The 15,900-nt window shown below is 65.9% G+C and carries 13 protein-coding genes; 5 read left to right on the top strand and 8 right to left on the bottom strand.

What is annotated here, in order from left to right; translation table 11 throughout:
* The 5 genes from kdpC to B0E46_RS09035 all read left to right on the top strand — a co-directional run bounded on the left by kdpC (position 1) and on the right by B0E46_RS09035 (position 5,821).
* Positions 1-576 carry a potassium-transporting ATPase subunit KdpC gene (gene kdpC, locus B0E46_RS09055; RefSeq protein ID WP_077555515.1) on the top strand — a complete coding sequence of 192 codons (576 nt, stop codon included), beginning with the start codon at positions 1-3 and terminating at the stop codon, positions 574-576.
* Between the two features lie 184 nt (positions 577-760).
* On the top strand, positions 761-3,442 hold the full coding sequence (locus B0E46_RS09050; RefSeq protein ID WP_077555446.1) for a sensor histidine kinase KdpD: 2,682 nt from the start codon (positions 761-763) through the stop codon (positions 3,440-3,442).
* Positions 3,443-3,452: 10 nt separating this feature from the next.
* Positions 3,453-4,145: a response regulator transcription factor gene (locus B0E46_RS09045; RefSeq protein ID WP_077555445.1), complete on the top strand. Its 693-nt coding sequence runs from the start codon at positions 3,453-3,455 to the stop codon at positions 4,143-4,145.
* A 205-nt stretch (positions 4,146-4,350) separates the two neighbouring features.
* Positions 4,351-4,857 (top strand): single-stranded DNA-binding protein, encoded by a 507-nt coding sequence (gene ssb / locus B0E46_RS09040; RefSeq protein WP_077555444.1) that lies wholly within the window; start codon positions 4,351-4,353, stop codon positions 4,855-4,857.
* Positions 4,858-5,149: 292 nt separating this feature from the next.
* Positions 5,150-5,821 (top strand): DUF6445 family protein, encoded by a 672-nt coding sequence (locus B0E46_RS09035; protein WP_077555514.1) that lies wholly within the window; start codon positions 5,150-5,152, stop codon positions 5,819-5,821.
* A gap of 252 nt (positions 5,822-6,073) precedes the next feature.
* Here B0E46_RS09035 and B0E46_RS09030 read toward each other — a convergent pair whose 3' ends face one another.
* The 8 genes from B0E46_RS09030 to B0E46_RS08995 form a co-directional block, all read right to left on the bottom strand.
* Positions 6,074-7,504 carry an APC family permease gene (locus tag B0E46_RS09030; protein ID WP_168171171.1) on the bottom strand — a complete coding sequence of 477 codons (1,431 nt, stop codon included), beginning with the start codon at positions 7,502-7,504 and terminating at the stop codon, positions 6,074-6,076.
* A gap of 275 nt (positions 7,505-7,779) precedes the next feature.
* Positions 7,780-9,225, bottom strand: a complete 1,446-nt coding sequence (locus tag B0E46_RS09025; RefSeq protein ID WP_077555442.1) for a sugar porter family MFS transporter — start codon at positions 9,223-9,225, stop codon at positions 7,780-7,782.
* 69 nt (positions 9,226-9,294) lie between these two features.
* Entirely contained in the window at positions 9,295-10,197 is a 903-nt protein-coding gene (locus tag B0E46_RS09020; RefSeq protein ID WP_254425098.1) for an SMP-30/gluconolactonase/LRE family protein, read from the bottom strand.
* A complete protein-coding gene (locus B0E46_RS09015; RefSeq protein WP_077555441.1) occupies positions 10,194-10,958 on the bottom strand; it encodes an SDR family oxidoreductase in 765 nt (254 codons plus the stop codon). Before B0E46_RS09015 ends, B0E46_RS09020 begins: the two co-directional genes overlap by 4 nt.
* 31 nt (positions 10,959-10,989) lie before the next feature.
* On the bottom strand, positions 10,990-12,138 hold the full coding sequence (gene dgoD, locus B0E46_RS09010) for a galactonate dehydratase (protein ID WP_077555440.1): 1,149 nt from the start codon (positions 12,136-12,138) through the stop codon (positions 10,990-10,992).
* Entirely contained in the window at positions 12,135-12,779 is a 645-nt protein-coding gene (locus B0E46_RS09005; RefSeq protein ID WP_077555439.1) for a 2-dehydro-3-deoxy-6-phosphogalactonate aldolase, read from the bottom strand. The genes dgoD and B0E46_RS09005 overlap by 4 nt, the downstream gene beginning before the upstream one ends.
* The gene (locus B0E46_RS09000; protein ID WP_077555438.1) at positions 12,773-13,717 is read right to left on the bottom strand and encodes a 2-dehydro-3-deoxygalactonokinase; all 945 of its coding nucleotides are present in this window, start codon (positions 13,715-13,717) and stop codon (positions 12,773-12,775) included. The genes B0E46_RS09005 and B0E46_RS09000 overlap by 7 nt, the downstream gene beginning before the upstream one ends.
* 46 nt (positions 13,718-13,763) lie before the next feature.
* Positions 13,764-15,896, bottom strand: coding sequence for a beta-galactosidase (locus B0E46_RS08995; protein WP_077555437.1), 2,133 nt, complete (start codon positions 15,894-15,896; stop codon positions 13,764-13,766).
* Between the last annotated feature and the right edge of the window lie 4 nt (positions 15,897-15,900).

Genomic DNA, 15,900 nt, shown 5'->3' with positions numbered 1-15,900 from the left:
ATGACCAGGCTCTTGCGCAATGCCGCAATGCTGCTGTTGTTGATGACCGCGATCACCGGCGTGCTTTATCCGCTGGTGGCCACCGGGCTGGCCCAGCTGGTCTTTCCGCGGCAGGCCAACGGCAGCCTGATCGTGAAGGATGGCAAGCCGATCGGTTCCGTGCTTATCGGCCAGTCGTTCACCGACCCGAAGTACTTCTGGGGCCGGCCGTCGGCGACCACGCCGCAGGCGGACAACGGCGTCAACTCCGGTGGCTCGAACCTGGGCCCGACCAACCCGGCGCTGACGGATGCGGTGAAGCAGCGCATCGCCGCGTTGCGTGCCGCCGATCCGGGCAACACCGCGCCGGTGCCGGTGGACCTGGTCACCGCCTCGGCCAGCGGTCTCGATCCGGAGATCAGCCCGGCGGCGGCGCAGTACCAGCTGGCGCGGGTGGCGAAGGCGCGCGGGCTCGGCACCACGCAGGTGCAGGCGCTGGTGGACGAGTACACCAGCGGGCGCCAGCTCGGCGTGTTCGGCGAGCCGCGGGTCAACGTGCTGCAGCTCAACCTGGCGCTGGATGCACCGCAACGTTAGGGAGCCCTTCTCCCCTTTGGGGAGAAGGTGCCCGGAGGGCGGATGAGGGGCGGGTGCTCGCGCCGATGCTGATCCAAAGCCGGCTCCGATGTGAGAATGGCGCAAGCTCCGGCCCCTCTCCCCACCCCTCTCCCTGAAGGGAGAGGGAGCCAATCGCTCGCAAACCGGCGAAGATGGGACACCTATGACCGAACCTTCCCGCGAAGCACGTGCCGATGCCCTGTTGAGTACCGAGCACGACGAGCGCACCCATCGGCTGAAGATCTTTCTCGGCGCCGCGCCCGGCGTCGGCAAGACCTACGCGATGCTGTCCGCCGCGCGCGAATTGAAGCGGCAGGGCGTGGACGTGGTGGTCGGCGTGGTCGAAACGCATGGCCGCGCCGAAACCGCGGCCCTGCTGGAAGGCATGGAGGTGTTGCCGCGCCGCCCCGTGCGTTACAAGTCGTCCGACGGCAGCGAGCGCGATTTCACCGAGTTCGATCTGGATGCGGCGCTGGCGCGCAAGCCGGCGGTGCTGCTGGTCGATGAATTGGCGCACCACAACCTGCCCGGGGGGCGCCACGAGCGGCGCTGGCAGGACATCGCCGAGTTGCTCGATGCCGGCATCGAGGTGTACACAGCGCTGAACGTGCAGCACCTGGAAAGCCTCAACGACCAGGTGCGGCGCATCACCGGCATCACCGTACGCGAGACGGTGCCGGACGCCTTCCTCGACCATGCGCGCGACATCGTGCTGGTCGACCTGCCGCCGCGCGAGCTGATCGGCCGGCTCAAGCAAGGCAAGGTGTATGTACCGGAGACGGCTGCCGCCGCGCTCGACGCGTTCTTCTCGCCGACCAATCTGGCCGCCTTGCGCGAACTGGCGCTGGACACCATCGCAGGCCACGTCGACAGCGACCTGCGCGAGCACATGTTGGCGCGCGGCAGCGCGATGACGGTACGCCGGCGCGTGCTGGCGGCGATCGACGGCCACGGCCAGAGCGAGTACCTGGTGCGCGTGGCAAGGCGCATCGCCGAGCGCCGCGGTGCACCGTGGAGCGTCGCCTTCGTCGATACCGGCGCCCGGCTGGACCCCGCACGGCGCGAGCGGCTGGATGCGGCGATGCGGCTGACCCGCCGGCTCGGCGGCGAGGCGATCATCCTGCGCGGCCACGCGATCGCCGACGAACTGCTGGCGCACGCCGATCGCGAGGGCGTCGGCCAGATCATCCTCGGCCGCACCCGCGAACGGCTGGTGGCGCGCATGCTGGGTCGTTCACTGACCCAGTTGCTGCTGCGCCGCGGCGCGCACCTGGAACTGACCATCATCGCCACGCCGAGCGAGCGGGCGAAGGCACGCCGCCGGATGCGCCTGCCGTCCGCGCGCGGTTCGCGCAGCGAATACATCTACGCCACACTCACCATCCTGGTCGCGTTCGGGCTGGCCTTCATCGCCGACCGTTACCTGTCGGTGGCGAACCTGTCGTTGATCTTCCTCACCGCGGTGCTGGTGGTGGCGGTGCGCACGCGCATGGCGGTGGCCGTCTATACGGCGATCCTGTGTTTCCTCGGTTACAACTTCTTCTTCGCACCGCCGCGCTACACCCTGGCGATCTCCAACTTCGACGACGTGCTGGCAGTGACGCTGTTCCTGGTGGCGGCGCTGGTGTGCAGCCGTCTCGCCACGCGACTGGCCAGCCAGGTGGAATCCTTGCGCGGCGCGCACGTGCAGGCGCGCGCACTGCTCACCTTGGGCCAGCAACTGACCGCCAGCACCGACGCCGGTGGCATCCGCGACGTCGGCAGCAAGGCGCTGGCGCATGCATTGCGTTGTGATGCGGCGATCCTCGCCCGCGATGCGGAGCAGGTGTTGCGCGTGGTGGCGAGCGTGCCCGTGGAGCGAGCGTTGCTGGCCCAGGATCTGGCTGCGGCCGACTGGAGCGACCGCCATGGCGAGCAGGCCGGGCGTTACACCGATACCTTGAACGGCGCGCCGTGCTGGGTGCTGCCGCTGGGTAGCGAGAGCCGGCCGCTGGGCGCAGTGGCGCTGCGCTTCGATCCGGCGCTGCGCGAGCCGGATCCCGACCAGCGCAGCCTCGCTTTGGCGATGACCCAGGACATCGGCCAGGCGCTGGAGCGTGCGCGGCTTTCCGATGAACTCGAAGGCGCGCGCGTGCAGGGCGAGACCGAGCGCCTGCGCAACGCACTGCTGTCGTCGGTGTCGCACGACCTGCGCTCGCCGCTGGCCTCGATGATCGGTGCCGCCGGCACCCTGATCAGCTACGAGGAGAAACTGCCGCAGGAGGAGCGCCGCGAATTGCTGCAGGCGATCCTCGGCGAGGGTCAGCGGCTGGATCGCTACATCCAGAACCTGCTCGACATGACCCGGCTCGGCCACGGCACGCTGAAGCTCAACCGCGACTGGACCGACAGCGCCGAGATCGTGGCCGCCGCCGTGACGCGCCTGCGCAAGCTGTTCCCGGAGCTGCGCGTGGAGACGATGACACCGCCGGAGACGGTGCTGCTCTATGTGCATCCCGCGCTGATCGAACAAGCGCTGTTCAACATCCTGGAGAACGCCGCGCGCTTCTCGCCACCCGACGAGCCGGTGCGGGTCAGCGTGCACAGCACCGGCGAACGCCTGCTGATCGATGTCAGCGACCGTGGCCCCGGCATACCGGAAGACGAGCGGGCACGCATCTTCGACATGTTCTATTCGGTATCGCGCGGCGACCGTGCGCCGCAGGGCACCGGGCTGGGCCTGGCGATCTGCCGCGGCATGATCGGCGCGCACGGCGGCAGCGTGGAGGCCTTGCCCGGCGACGGCATCGGCACCACCATCCGCATCAGCCTGCCGTTGCCGGCGCCGCCCGATACCGACGCATGACGCCATCCCCATGACTTCAGCCGCTCCGCGCATCCTGGTGATCGACGACGAGGCGCAGATCCGCCGCTTCCTCGATATCGGCCTGCGCGCCGAAGGCTACGAGGTGCTGCTCGCGGCGACGGCGACCGAGGGATTGGCGCTGGCGGCCACGCGCACGCCGGATCTGGTGATCCTCGATATCGGCCTGCCCGACATGGAGGGCCATGCCGTGCTGGCCGAGCTGCGCCAGTGGAGCCAGCTGCCGGTGCTGATGCTGTCGGTGCGCGATGCCGAGAGCGAGAAGGTGCGTGCGCTCGATCATGGTGCCAACGACTACATGACCAAGCCGTTCGGCATCCAGGAGCTGATGGCGCGGCTGCGTGCGCTGCTGCGCAACCGGCCGGGTGAACCGGAGGTGCCGCCGCGCTACGACGATGGCCGGCTCAGCATCGATCTGGCCCGTCGCGAAGTGAGCCTGGACGGCGCGCCGCTGGCGCTGACCCGCAAGGAGTTCGCGGTGCTGGCGATGCTGTTGCGCCACGCCGGCCGCGTGGTCACCCAGCAACAGTTGCTGCGCGAGGTATGGGGGCCGACCCACACCGGCGACAGCCAGTACCTGCGCATCGTGATCGGCAAGCTGCGCCAGAAACTGGGCGACGACCCGGCCAATCCGCGCTGGCTGAAGACCGAGCCGGGGGTCGGCCACCGCTTCATCGCAGCCTGAACCGGCCCGGGCCGCCGCCGACAGCCGGAATCCTGGCAGAGCGCCCGCCTTCCGGCGCAGACGGCCGGTGGCGGCGCAGGCCCACGCCATGCCGGGGGCTCCGCAGATGGATTCAGAGGCCGCCGAGGTTATGATAGCCAGCCAGATTCATCACTCCGGCCGTAACTACCCCTGACGTACGGCCGGCTCAACAGAGGACATTCCCATGGCACGCGGCATCAACAAAGTCATCCTGGTCGGCAACCTTGGCGCGGATCCGGAAATGCGCCATACCGGCGGCGGCACCGCAGTCACCACGATCAACCTGGCCACCTCGGAAACCTGGACCGACAAGCAGAGCGGCGAGAAGCAGGAGCGCACCGAGTGGCACCGCGTGAAGCTGTTCGGCCGGCTTGCCGAGATCGCCGGCGACTACCTGAAGAAGGGTCGCCAGGTCTATATCGAAGGTTCGCTGCGCACCGACAAGTACACCGGCAAGGACGGCATCGAGCGCTACTCGACCGACATCATCGCCAGCGAGATGCAGATGCTTGGTGGCAACGAGGGCGGTGGCAGCGGTGGCGGCCAGCGCGAGCGTCCGCAGAGCAGCAGCGGCGGTGGCCAGCGCCAGGGCGGCAGCCAGTCACGCGGTGGCGATGATTACGGCAGCCAGCAGCGGCAGGCACCACCGCCAGCCGACAGCGGTTTCGCGGATGACGAGATTCCGTTCTGAGGAACATATCCGCAAGAGTGGTGAAGAAAACATCCTGGAAGCCCCGTTTCGACGGGGCTTTTGCATTTCCAGACTGGGTGCTTTGGCGTCGATGGTCCGCCGGCCGAATCATTTCAATGGCAGTACCCGGGACTGTGCGGATGGGTTTGCCGAGCTCGACCACCCCAGGCGTCGCGACCTCGACCTTTCCCGCAAGTGAACGGTCATGCGGCTGGATCGTTCGTCGGGACACGATCTTGGCGGCTTGCTTCGGCTACTGTTACCCGCTCATTTGTCGCCGGCGTTCATCAGCATGTCCCTGCTTCCGACCCAGATGCGTCCATTGCCTTATCGCAAACCCGTCGAAGGCCGCGATTACTGGGTGGTGGACGACGCCTTGTCGAACGCCGATGAGGTGCGCGCGCGTTGCCTGGCCAAGACCGACTGGGAATTGGGCCATCCCTACACCGGCGAGGTATGGCCGGGCATGCGCGCGATTCCTGCATTGCTCGACGACGAGCTGGCGGCGCTGGATGCGAAGCTGTGCCAGCTGACCGGCGCGAAGAGGGTCTGGATCGAGCAGACGGAGGCCGGCAGCAAACTCAGCCACAACTGCGTGCAAGTGGTCGGCTCGCTCGAAGGCGCCGCCAAGCCGCACACCGACTCGACGAATCTGTGTCGCTATGCCGCGGTGCTGTATCTCAACCGCGACGTACCGGAGCAGTGCGGCACCAGTTTCTTCCGCCAGCGCATGCCCGGTGGCCAGCTCGGCGGCAACATCGTGATGCCGCCGCACCATAACCTGGCCGAGGCGCTGGGCAATCGCTTCGTGCCGCCGAATGCGTTTGTCGAGGACGTGCGCGTGGCCCATCGCTTCAACCGGTTGCTGATCTACAAGGCCAACCTGATCCACAGCGCCACGGCTTACTGGGGACAGGAAACGGCGACCAAACGGATGACGGCCGTCTTTTTCTGGATGGCCTGACGATTCGGATCAGCTTGATCCGCTGCTGCAGGTATTCATGCGAGCCGCTCAAGGCATCGTAGCGACGCGGATTGTCCGGTATGAGGCAAGGATCGAGCGGACAAGCAACCGACTACCGCAAGCAAATGACTGCCTGCCGCCGGTCAGAGATAGCGACGCAGATCGGTTCTGCTGCCGGCTTGGTCAGCTGCGATGGCAATGCATGCTCAGCCCAGTGGCAATACGCACTGTTCTTGAAGTGTAGGCGCAGGATCAGGGCGAGAGATTCCTGACCTGCCGTTGGCCATGCCGGTAGAACAGCAGCCCGATGCCGATCAGCAGTGCCGAGCCTCCCACCACCTTGAGCAAAAACAGGCTTGGGTTGCTGCTGTCGGCGGGCGGAATCATCGAGGTGACGATCGCCAGCAAGGTCACCGAGAAACCGGTCAGCCCGGCCAGCCAGCAGCCGAGGGTGCCGCCGGGCGACAGGTTGACGCCTTCGTTGCGACCGGCGGCGCGGCGGCGCAACAGCGGAAAGGCCAGCAGGATGTACAGCAGCGGCAGCAGCGACATGATGGCGGTCATGTCGACCAGGATGATGTAGGCCTCGTGGATGCTGGAGCCGGACAGCGCGGCTGCCAGCACCAGCGACGTCAGGACGCCCTGGGTGATCAGGGCCACATGGGGCGTGCCATGCCTGGGATGCAGGTGTCCCAGCGCGGCGGGCAGGTAGCGATCGACACCCACCACGAAGGGCAGGCGCGCCGTACCCGTGACCCATGCGGAGATGGAGCCGATCGTGCCGACCGTGACCAGTGCTGCGGTCAGCGATCCGAACATCGGCAGGCCGATCCGTTCGCCGATCGCGGACAGCGCCTGCGGGATGCCGGCGATGATGTCGATCGTCGACGCCGGCAGTGCGATCAGCAGGGATGCCGTGCCGGCGATATAGATGGCTGCAATGACCACGCAGGAGATCAGCGTGGCGCGCGGAACCTGCCGGCGCGGGTCCTTGATTTCGCCACCGAGGATCAGCCCGAGTTCGAGGCCCTGGAAGGCGAGGGCCATCGTCGCGAAGGTGGAAAAGGTCGCGAGCTTGCCGAAGTCGGGTATTACGTTGGTCGTGGTGATCGCGGTGGCCGCACCGAAACGGTAAGCGGCCAGCGCGCCGGCAACGAGGATGAGGGCCGCCGCCGACCAGGTCGCGATGCCGCCGATGTTCTGCAGCCACTTCGCGCGTTCGAGGCCGAGGATGCCGAGACCGGTCGCGGCCCACAGTACCGTCAGGCAGTAGACGAGGTTGTAGCCGCCATCGCCGGCATGGGCCAACCAGTGGCCACCGCCGACATGCAGAAAGATGCCGGCGCTGAACAGCAGCGCGAACGGGAAATAGACCAGGTTGGAGACCCAGTACGTCCAGCCGGCGATGAAGCCATGCACATCGCCGAACGCGGTCTTCGACCACAGGTACAGGCCGCCCTGCCCGGGCACGCGCGAACTCAGTTCGAGTACCGCCAGGGCCAGGGGAATGAAGAAGCCCACGAGTCCCATCAGCCACAGCACCAGGCTCGAAGGGCCGACCTGGGCGGCCATCGACAGCCAGCGCAACGCGACGATCGCCGCGATGTTGAACAGCACCAGGTCCCGGGTGCCGAGCACGCGACGCAGGCCGGGTTCATTCGTTGCTGCTGGCGTTGTAGGCATCGTGTGCTTTCCCCAGGTGAGCGTTGCAAATGACAAAGCGTAGTGTTCGAAGAAAACAAAGGATGGCCCGGATAACTTTTTACCCGTCATTCCAGCGAAAGCTGGAATCCAGCGACTTCAGTGCCTTCCGTGTCTTGCAAGGGAACTCGGTCCTAGCTTTCGCTGGGATGATGAGCTATTCGGGCCATCCCTAAATACGTACAGGCTCGATGCCACGATGGTGGCAGGTTGCATCGCCTGCCGTACATCCAAACCATCGCAGCAGTTCACTTGAATCAGGAGGCGACGTCTTCCGCTGCATGCCTGCTGAAGCCGGACGATACCGCCGAGGGCGCACTGCCGATTTCGCGCAGCGGCAGGCCGGCCATCAGGTTGCGTTCGATCTGCTCAAGGGAGACGTTCTTCGTCTCCGGGATCAGTACGAAGGCGATCGCCAGGAACACGAGATTCAGCGCCGCATACAACCAGAACGTGGCCGCGTTGCCGATGCCGTTGAGCAGGGTCAGGAAGGTGGCGCCGACAATCATGTTGGCGACCCAGTTGGTGAAGGTCGAGCAACCGATGCCGAAATCGCGACCCTTCAGCGGCTGCACTTCCGAACACAGCGCCCAGATCAGCGGGCCGGCGGACATCGCAAAGCCGACGATGAAGGTCAACAGCATCGCCACCGTGAAAATCTGCTCGCCATGCGTGGCGATGCCCAGATGCATCATCGTGCCGACCAGGCCAAGACCCACCGCCATCACGCTGAAGCCGGTGTACAGGATCGGCTTGCGGCCCCAGCGGTCGACCAGGCCGATCGCGATGAAGGTGGCCAGCACGTTGGTCAGGCCGACCACCGCGGTGAACCACATCTGTGCCGAGGTGGCGTAGCCCATGTCCTGGAAGATGCGCGGTGCGTAGTACATCACCACGTTCATGCCGGTGAACTGCTGCATCACCTGCAGCAGCACGCCCAGTCCCACCGAACGGCGGAAGTTGCGGTTCTCCAGGAACAGGTGCCAGCCGCGCTGTGGCGTTTTCAATTGCTCCTCGATGTCGGCCACTTCACGTGCTGCATGGTCGGCATCGCCGCGCAATTTCTGCAGCACGTCGGTGGCCTCCTGCCTGCGCCCGCGCATCATCAGCCAGCGCGGGCTGTCCGGCAGCAGGAACAGGCCGAGCAGGAACAGGATGCCCGGAATCGCGATGATGCCCAGCATCCAGCGCCAGTTGCCGCTGTAGCTGAAGGCGGTATCGGACAGGAATGCCACCAGGATGCCGATGGTGATCATCAGCTGGTACAGCGAGATCATCGCACCGCGGATATGTTCCTCGGCCACCTCGGCCAGGTACAACGGCGCGGTGAAGGTGGCCACGCCGATCGCCAGGCCCAGGATCACCCGCGCCGCGACCAGTGTCTCCGGCGACCATGCCGCACCGCTGAGCAGCGAGCCGGCCACGAACAGCACGGCGCCCAGGATCAGCGAACGCTTGCGCCCCAGCGTCGCGGACATCCAGCCCGCGCCCAGCGCACCGATCGCCGCGCCGAGCATCATCGAGCTGACGATCCACTCGATCACGTGATCGGAGATCTGGAACTCTTTCTGGATGAACTGGGTGGCACCGGAAATCACGCCGATGTCCAGGCCGAACATCAACCCGGCCAGCGCGGCCAGCATGCAGGTGAACAGGGCCGTGGTGCGGGACGGATGCAGCGGGGATGTCGCGACAGTATTCATGAAGGAAATCCTGCAGGCCGCGGACGGCGATGGGCGGTTGGATGAGCAGCGGTTTTCATTGGGTGATCCTCATGCCGGCATGCCCGTGAAACGTGGCTCGGGCAAGCCGCGCACGCTGACCCGCGAACGGAACAGCGCGCCGGCGTGGATATCGGCATCCAGCTGCGCCGCGGACAATCCATCACGTGCGCTGGTGACATACAGCGTGTCGAGAGCGCGGCCGCCGAAGGCGGGTCGGGTTGGCTGGCGCGCCGGCACCGGCAGCAACAGACGCACCGAGCCGTCAGTGGCATAGCAGACTACGCGTGCCATGCCCCATTGTGCGTTCCACAGCGAACCGTCGGCGTCGACACACGAACCATCCGGTTCGCCGGCAAGCTCGCCCAGGTCCGCGAACAATTGCGGTGTGCCCAGCGTGTCGCCGTATTCGCAGCACTGGATGCAGCGTGCCAGCGAGTCGCAGTAGTACATCGTGGTGCCGCCGGGACTGAAGGCGATGCTGTTGCTGATGGCCACCTTCGGCAGTGCGAGCTGTTCCAGACTGAGGTCGGCATTGAGCCGCCAGAAACTGCCGAGCGCCTGCTTGCTGCCTTCCGCAGGCTCGTGCATCGTGCCGAATACGAAGCGGCCTTGGCGATCGCAGGCACCGTCGTTGCAGCGCGTCGGCAGATCGGGCTCGATCTCGTGCAGCGTCTGCAACCGGCCATCGGCGAGGCGGAAAAACGCCAGTCGCGAGGCCAGCGCCAGCAGCAGCCAGCCATCGGTTTCGCATAGCGCGAATGAGGCGAGTCGCTCGGGCATTGGCCAGTGTTCGAGTGAGTCGCTGGCAGGGTGCAGGCAGTACAGCGTGGCGTGCTGGATGTCGGTCCAGTACAGCGCCTGGGCGCGTTCGCACCAGAGGATGCCTTCGCCCAGGGTATTGCCGGCGTCCAGCGCGAGGTCCATCGGCGCCAGTACGGTCGGGGTGGTCATACCCAGCCGCCGTCCACGATGAAATCCTGTCCGGTGCACATGCGGCTGTCATCGGCGGCGAGGAACAGGGCGGCGCGTGCAAGATCCTCGGCCATCAGGAAGCCGGGCATGCATTGCGCGCGTGCAATCTCCTCGCGGCCGGCGTCGTCCAGCCACAGGCGCGCCTGCTTGTCGGTGATCACCCAGCCCGGCACCAGGCTGTTGATGCGGATGTGCTGCGGGCCGAGCTCGCGTGCCATGCCGTTGACAAAGCCGTGTACGGCGGCCTTGGCCATCGCGTAAAGCGGATAGCCCGCATTCTTTTTCATCCAGCCGGTGGAGCCCAGGCAGATGATCGAGCCGCCGCCGAGCTGGTGCATGTCGGGAATTACCGCCTGGGTGGCGAAGATCTGGTGGCGCAGGTTCACCGCCACGTTGCGCTCGAAATCCACGGGCTGGATGTCGGCCAGTGCATGGCGTGCGTCGTTGGCCGCGTTGTTGACCAGTACGGCGATCGGTCCGATCAGCGCGCGTGCTGCGACGATCGCGACCTGCAACGCGGCCAGGTCGGTGAGATCGCAGTGCAGATAGTGGGGTGCATGTGGCACCTCGGCGAGCGAGGCACAGAGCGATGCGGCGCCGGCATCGTCCACATCGAGAAACGCGACCCGCGCACCCTGGCGCGCGAAGCCTTCGACGAAGGCCGCGCCGATGCCGCTGGCGCCGCCGGTGATCAGCACGCTGCGATCGATCAGGCTGGGATAGCTGGCGAACGAAGGCATCAGCAGGCTCCGCAATCGAGGGAAGGCATGCTTACCATTCGGCGACGCTGCCGTCGTCGTGACGCCACAGCGGATTGCGCCAGCGGTGGCCAACCTCGGCGCGCTCCGCGACGTAGGCTTCGTTGACCTCGATGCCGAGGCCGGGGCCACCGGGAATCGTGACGTAGCCATCCGCGTAGGCGAATACATTGCGGTCGACCACATAGTCGAGCAGGTCGTTGGCGGCGTTGTAATGGATGCCCAGGCTCTGTTCCTGGATGAAGGCGTTGTGGCATATCGCATCGAGCTGCAGATTCGCCGCCAGCGCGATCGGGCCGAGCGGGCAGTGCAGCGCCAGCGCCACGTCGTAGGCTTCCGCCATCGCCGCGATCTTGCGGGTTTCGGTGATGCCGCCGGCGTGCGACGGATCGGGCTGGATGATGTCGACGCCGCCCATCTGCAGCACGCGCTTGAAGTCATAGCGCGTATACAGGCGCTCGCCCAGCGCGATCGGTGCCGGGGCAATGCTGGCCAACTCCGGAATCGCATCCAGATGCTCGGACAGCACCGGCTCCTCGATGAACATCAACTTGTACGGCGCCAGCTCGCGCATCAGTACCTTGGCCATCGGCTTGTGCACGCGGCCGTGGAAGTCGATGGCCAGGCCGATGTGCGGGCCGACCGCTTCGCGTACGGCCTGCACGTTCTCCAGTACGCGTTCGACCTTGGCGTGACTGTCGACGAAGTGCATCTCCTCGGTGCCATTCATCTTGACCGCGGTGAAGCCGCGTTCGACCGCGGCCTTCGCCGCCAAGGCCGTATCCGCCGGACGGTCGCCGCCGATCCACGAGTACACGCGAATGCGTTCGCGCACCGGACCGCCGAGCAGTTCATGCACCGGCACGCCGAGATGCTTTCCCTTGATGTCCCATAGTGCCTGATCGACACCGGCGATCGCGCTCATCAGGATCGGGCCGCCGCGGTAGAAGCTGCCGCGGTACATCACGTTCCACAGATCCTCGATGTGGCGGGGGTCCTTGCCGATCAGGTAATCGGACAGTTCATCGACGGCGGTGGCCACGGTATGTGCGCGACCTTCCACCACCGGTTCGCCCCAGCCGCAGATGCCGACATCGGTATCTATGCGAAGGAACAGCCAGCGCGGTGGCACCAGGAAAGTGGTGAGCTTGGTGATCTTCATGCACGGTGTTCCTGAGACTTTGGAGAGACGGCTGCCCACGCTTGAGCAAAGGCGTGGGCACGACTGGCGACTTCGGCAGCGTCGAGGCCGGGCGCATACAGCGCGGAACCAATGCCGAACCCATGCGCGCCGGCGGCGAGCCATGACGCCATGTTGCCGGGCGTGATGCCACCGACCGGCAGCACCGGCAGTTCCTTGGGCAGGACGGCACGCCAGGCTTTGAGTGCTTCGGGTGATACCTGGTCGGCAGGAAACAGCTTCAGTCCGTCGGCCCCGGCCGCCAGCGCCGCAAAGGCTTCGGTGGGCGTGGCGACACCGGGAACGCAAACCATGCCGGCATCCTTGGCGGCGCGGATCACGACGGCGTCGGCGTGCGGCATCACGATCAGTCGGCCACCGGCGGCGGCGACCTCTTGCACCTGGGCCGATGTCATCACGGTGCCGGCGCCGACAAGGAAGCTGTCGCCCAGAGACTGGCTGAGCCGACGAATGCTTTCCATCGGCTGCGGTGAGTTGAGCGGCACTTCGAGCACACGAAAGCCGGCGTCGGCAAGCACCCGACCAATGCTCACGGCTTCATGGGAGCGAATGCCGCGCAGGATCGCGACGAGGGGCAGGGGATTGAGCCAGGAGCTCAGCATGCAGAAGTTTCCTCGGATGCCGTGGACGAGCCGGCGCTGACGAGACCGATATTGCAGGCGATCTGCCACAGCCCGTGCGCGGCGGCGTCCACCACGGGTTCGGCAAGTTCGAGGTCGAAGTGGGATGCAGCCAGCCGGTAACGCGCGCTCAGCGCGGCATCGCCAATCAGCTGGAGCGGTGCATCGTGGCGAAAGCGATTCGAGGCCACGCTGGAACGCATTTCTTCACCGATCAACAGGCCGGAAAGATATTCGGGCACGGCGTCCGGCGCCAGCGCATTGTCGAGCATCAACGCACGAGCCGAGAACAGCAGGGTGAATGCGCCGGCGCTACCGCTGTCGCGTGCCGCGATGACGCCACGCGCAAACGCGTCAGGATCCACCGCGGCATCGCCCGAGCCCGCACAAAGGATCGAATGCTGCCGCAGCAGCGCAAACAGCTCGCCCGTCATCAAGGTGCAGAAGTCGGTTACGGCGCCATCGCGCACGCGAGCCCACTTGCTGTGCGTGCCCGGCAGGATCCAGGTGGAATCGGGAATCAGTGCCGGGCGCAAGGCGAGGGCACCCAGCAACTGGGTTTCTTCGCCGCGCATCACGTCGGGACCCTGCGGGTTGCGCAGGCCGGGAACGATATGGACGTCCAAACCATCCTTCGCGCGCAGGCTGCGAACGGCGCCGCCGAGCTGCGCGGTTTCGGCCGGCAGGTCCATGTACGGCACCTCCAGCCAGCCATGGCGGCTGCCGACCATGCCGCAGGCCAGCCGGGGCAATCGGGGCCAGCCTTCAGTGATGTCGGCCAGTGCGGCATCGAAGCCGCCCTCCGGCAGATGGCGAATGCCCCAGGGGCGCGCCCGCGTCCCGCGGATTTCGCCAGCTGCATCGAACCAGTAGGCGCGCAGGCTGGAGGTGCCCCAGTCGAGTCCGATCAAGCCGCTCATGGATTCAGGTTTTCCCCATGGCACAACGATACGGATGTTAGGCGCATCACGGCGTCGTGTCCTTCCAGATCAGCGTCTGTGCCGGGGCCAGCTGCACCTGGCCGTGCACGATCCTCGCGCCTGCCGGAAGCACGGGGGCAAACGTCTGTGGGTTGTAGTTCACCATGAAATCAAACCCACCACGCCAGTCGATGAACACGCCCTTCGGCAGATCCTCGATCGGCACGCCTGCGCGCTGATAGACGCCGCGCACGATCTCGCGTTCCAGTTCGCCGTCATCGGTCGATACGCCGATCATGGTGACGGTGCCGTTGCCCAGCTTGCGGGTGGTCGCCGCCGCCTTGCCGGCGTAGTAGTGATCGGCATACGTGGCGAGTACCTGGGTGCCTGGGTGCGGCGTGAGAATGTCGGCCCAGCGGTGCCAGGCATGCGTCTTGCCATCGGCCTTGACTTCGCCATTGGCGCTCGGCGGCAGCATGTCGAAGCCATCGACATCGTCGCCGATCAGATCGAGGATCGGTGCATACCACGGTCCCTCGGGGAACTGGCCGAGCTCGTTTTTCTGCCCGGTGCGGCTGGTCAGGATCAGGTGGCCACCGTGTTCCACATAGCGCCGCCATTTGTCCGCCAGCTGCTTGCTGACCATCTGGTAGGCCGGCGCGATCAGGAACGGATAGCGGCTGAAGTCATCGTCTTCCGCAATGAAGTCCATCGGCGCGCCGGTACTCTTTACGGCAAGCGTGTAGCCGTTGCGGTAGGCCCAGCTGTTCCACAGCGTGGTCTGCGGCTGGATTTCCAGATCCCAGAAAACATCCTGGCTCCACAAATACGCGGTGTAGCGCGCCGCCAGTTTCTGCGGCAGCGGTGCCTTGGCATCGAGTTGCGATTCGAGCGCCTTGATCTGATGCAGGGTGTCGACGAATTCGCGCCCGGTGCGCGAGAGCGTCACGCCGTCGGTGCCGACGATGCCCTCGTGATACATCTCGCTGCCGCGCAACGGATGGCGGTAACGATAAGTACTCAGCAAAGAGGCGCCGGAAGCAAAGGCATGCCACATCCACATGCTGACGGCGCCGGGCATGGGTTGCGGATTGATCTCGCCCCAGTTCACCTGGCCCGGCTGCAATTCCATCACCCCAAACGTGCCGTTGATGGAGCGGAAATACGCCGCTGCTTCAATCAGGTTGGCGGGCTTGCCGACTTCATAGCTGTCGCCACCCAGCACGTTCGCGCCAGCGACCGGGTAGAGCGTGAAGGTCGGGAAATCCAGGTCATGTGCCCGCCGCGGATCGGTGGCGGTGGAGACGTTGGTGTAGTTGGTGGTCACCCATTGCCCGGGGCGGGCGTACTTCTTGATGATCAGCGCCTGAGCATCGAGAAAGTGCGCGGTGGTATCGGCTTGGTAGCGGGCGAAATCGAGCAGCGCATGCGGGCTCAGCTTGTCTTCCGCTGCGAGCGTGGCATTCGGGATGTGCACCTGCTTGAAGCTGCCGTAGCGGGTGCTCCAGAACGAACCGGCCCATGCGATATTCATCGCCTCGATGCTGCCGTATTTTTTCTGCAGCCACTCCTGGAACGCCGCCCGCGCGCTGTCGCTGTAATCGAGGAAGCTGCCGGGCTCGTTGTCGATCTGCCAGCCCCAGACACGCGGATCATGGCCGTAATGCTCGGCCATGGCGGCGACCAGGCGCGCCACGAAGGCTTGGTATTTCGGATTGGCCAGGGAGACTTCCGCGCGGATGCCGTGCTCATGGCGCTGACCGTGCTCGTCCACCCGGTAAACCTCGGGATAGCGCTCGTCCATCCAGCTTGGCGGCGCCCCCGAGGGCGTGCCGAGGATGACGCGCAAGCCAGCCTTGCTGGCCAGGTCGATGGCATGATCAAGCCATTCGAAATCGAAGTGGCCTTCTTCCGGCTCCAGGTAGGTCCAGTCGAATTCGGCCATGTGCGTGAAGTCGAAACCGAGCTTGGCCATGCCGCCGAAGTCGTGTTGCCATTCGCTGCGCGGCCATTGCGTCGGGTAATAGAACACGCCAAAGCTCATCGGCTCGCGCTGGTGCAGCAAGGCCGCGCCTTGCAGCGGTGCCGGATGCGGGCCGCCGGCATCGGCCGGGTGCGCGTTGGCAGCGGTGATCATCATGGCAGCGGCCAGTACCGCCGCCAGCAAGGGCCGAAACATGGGA

It is taken from the genome of Rhodanobacter sp. B04 (assembly GCF_002001125.1).
Taxonomy (GTDB): Bacteria; Pseudomonadota; Gammaproteobacteria; order Xanthomonadales; family Rhodanobacteraceae; genus Rhodanobacter.
Note: the sequence above shows the minus strand (reverse complement) of the source record. Positions and strands in the feature narration are given on the sequence as shown.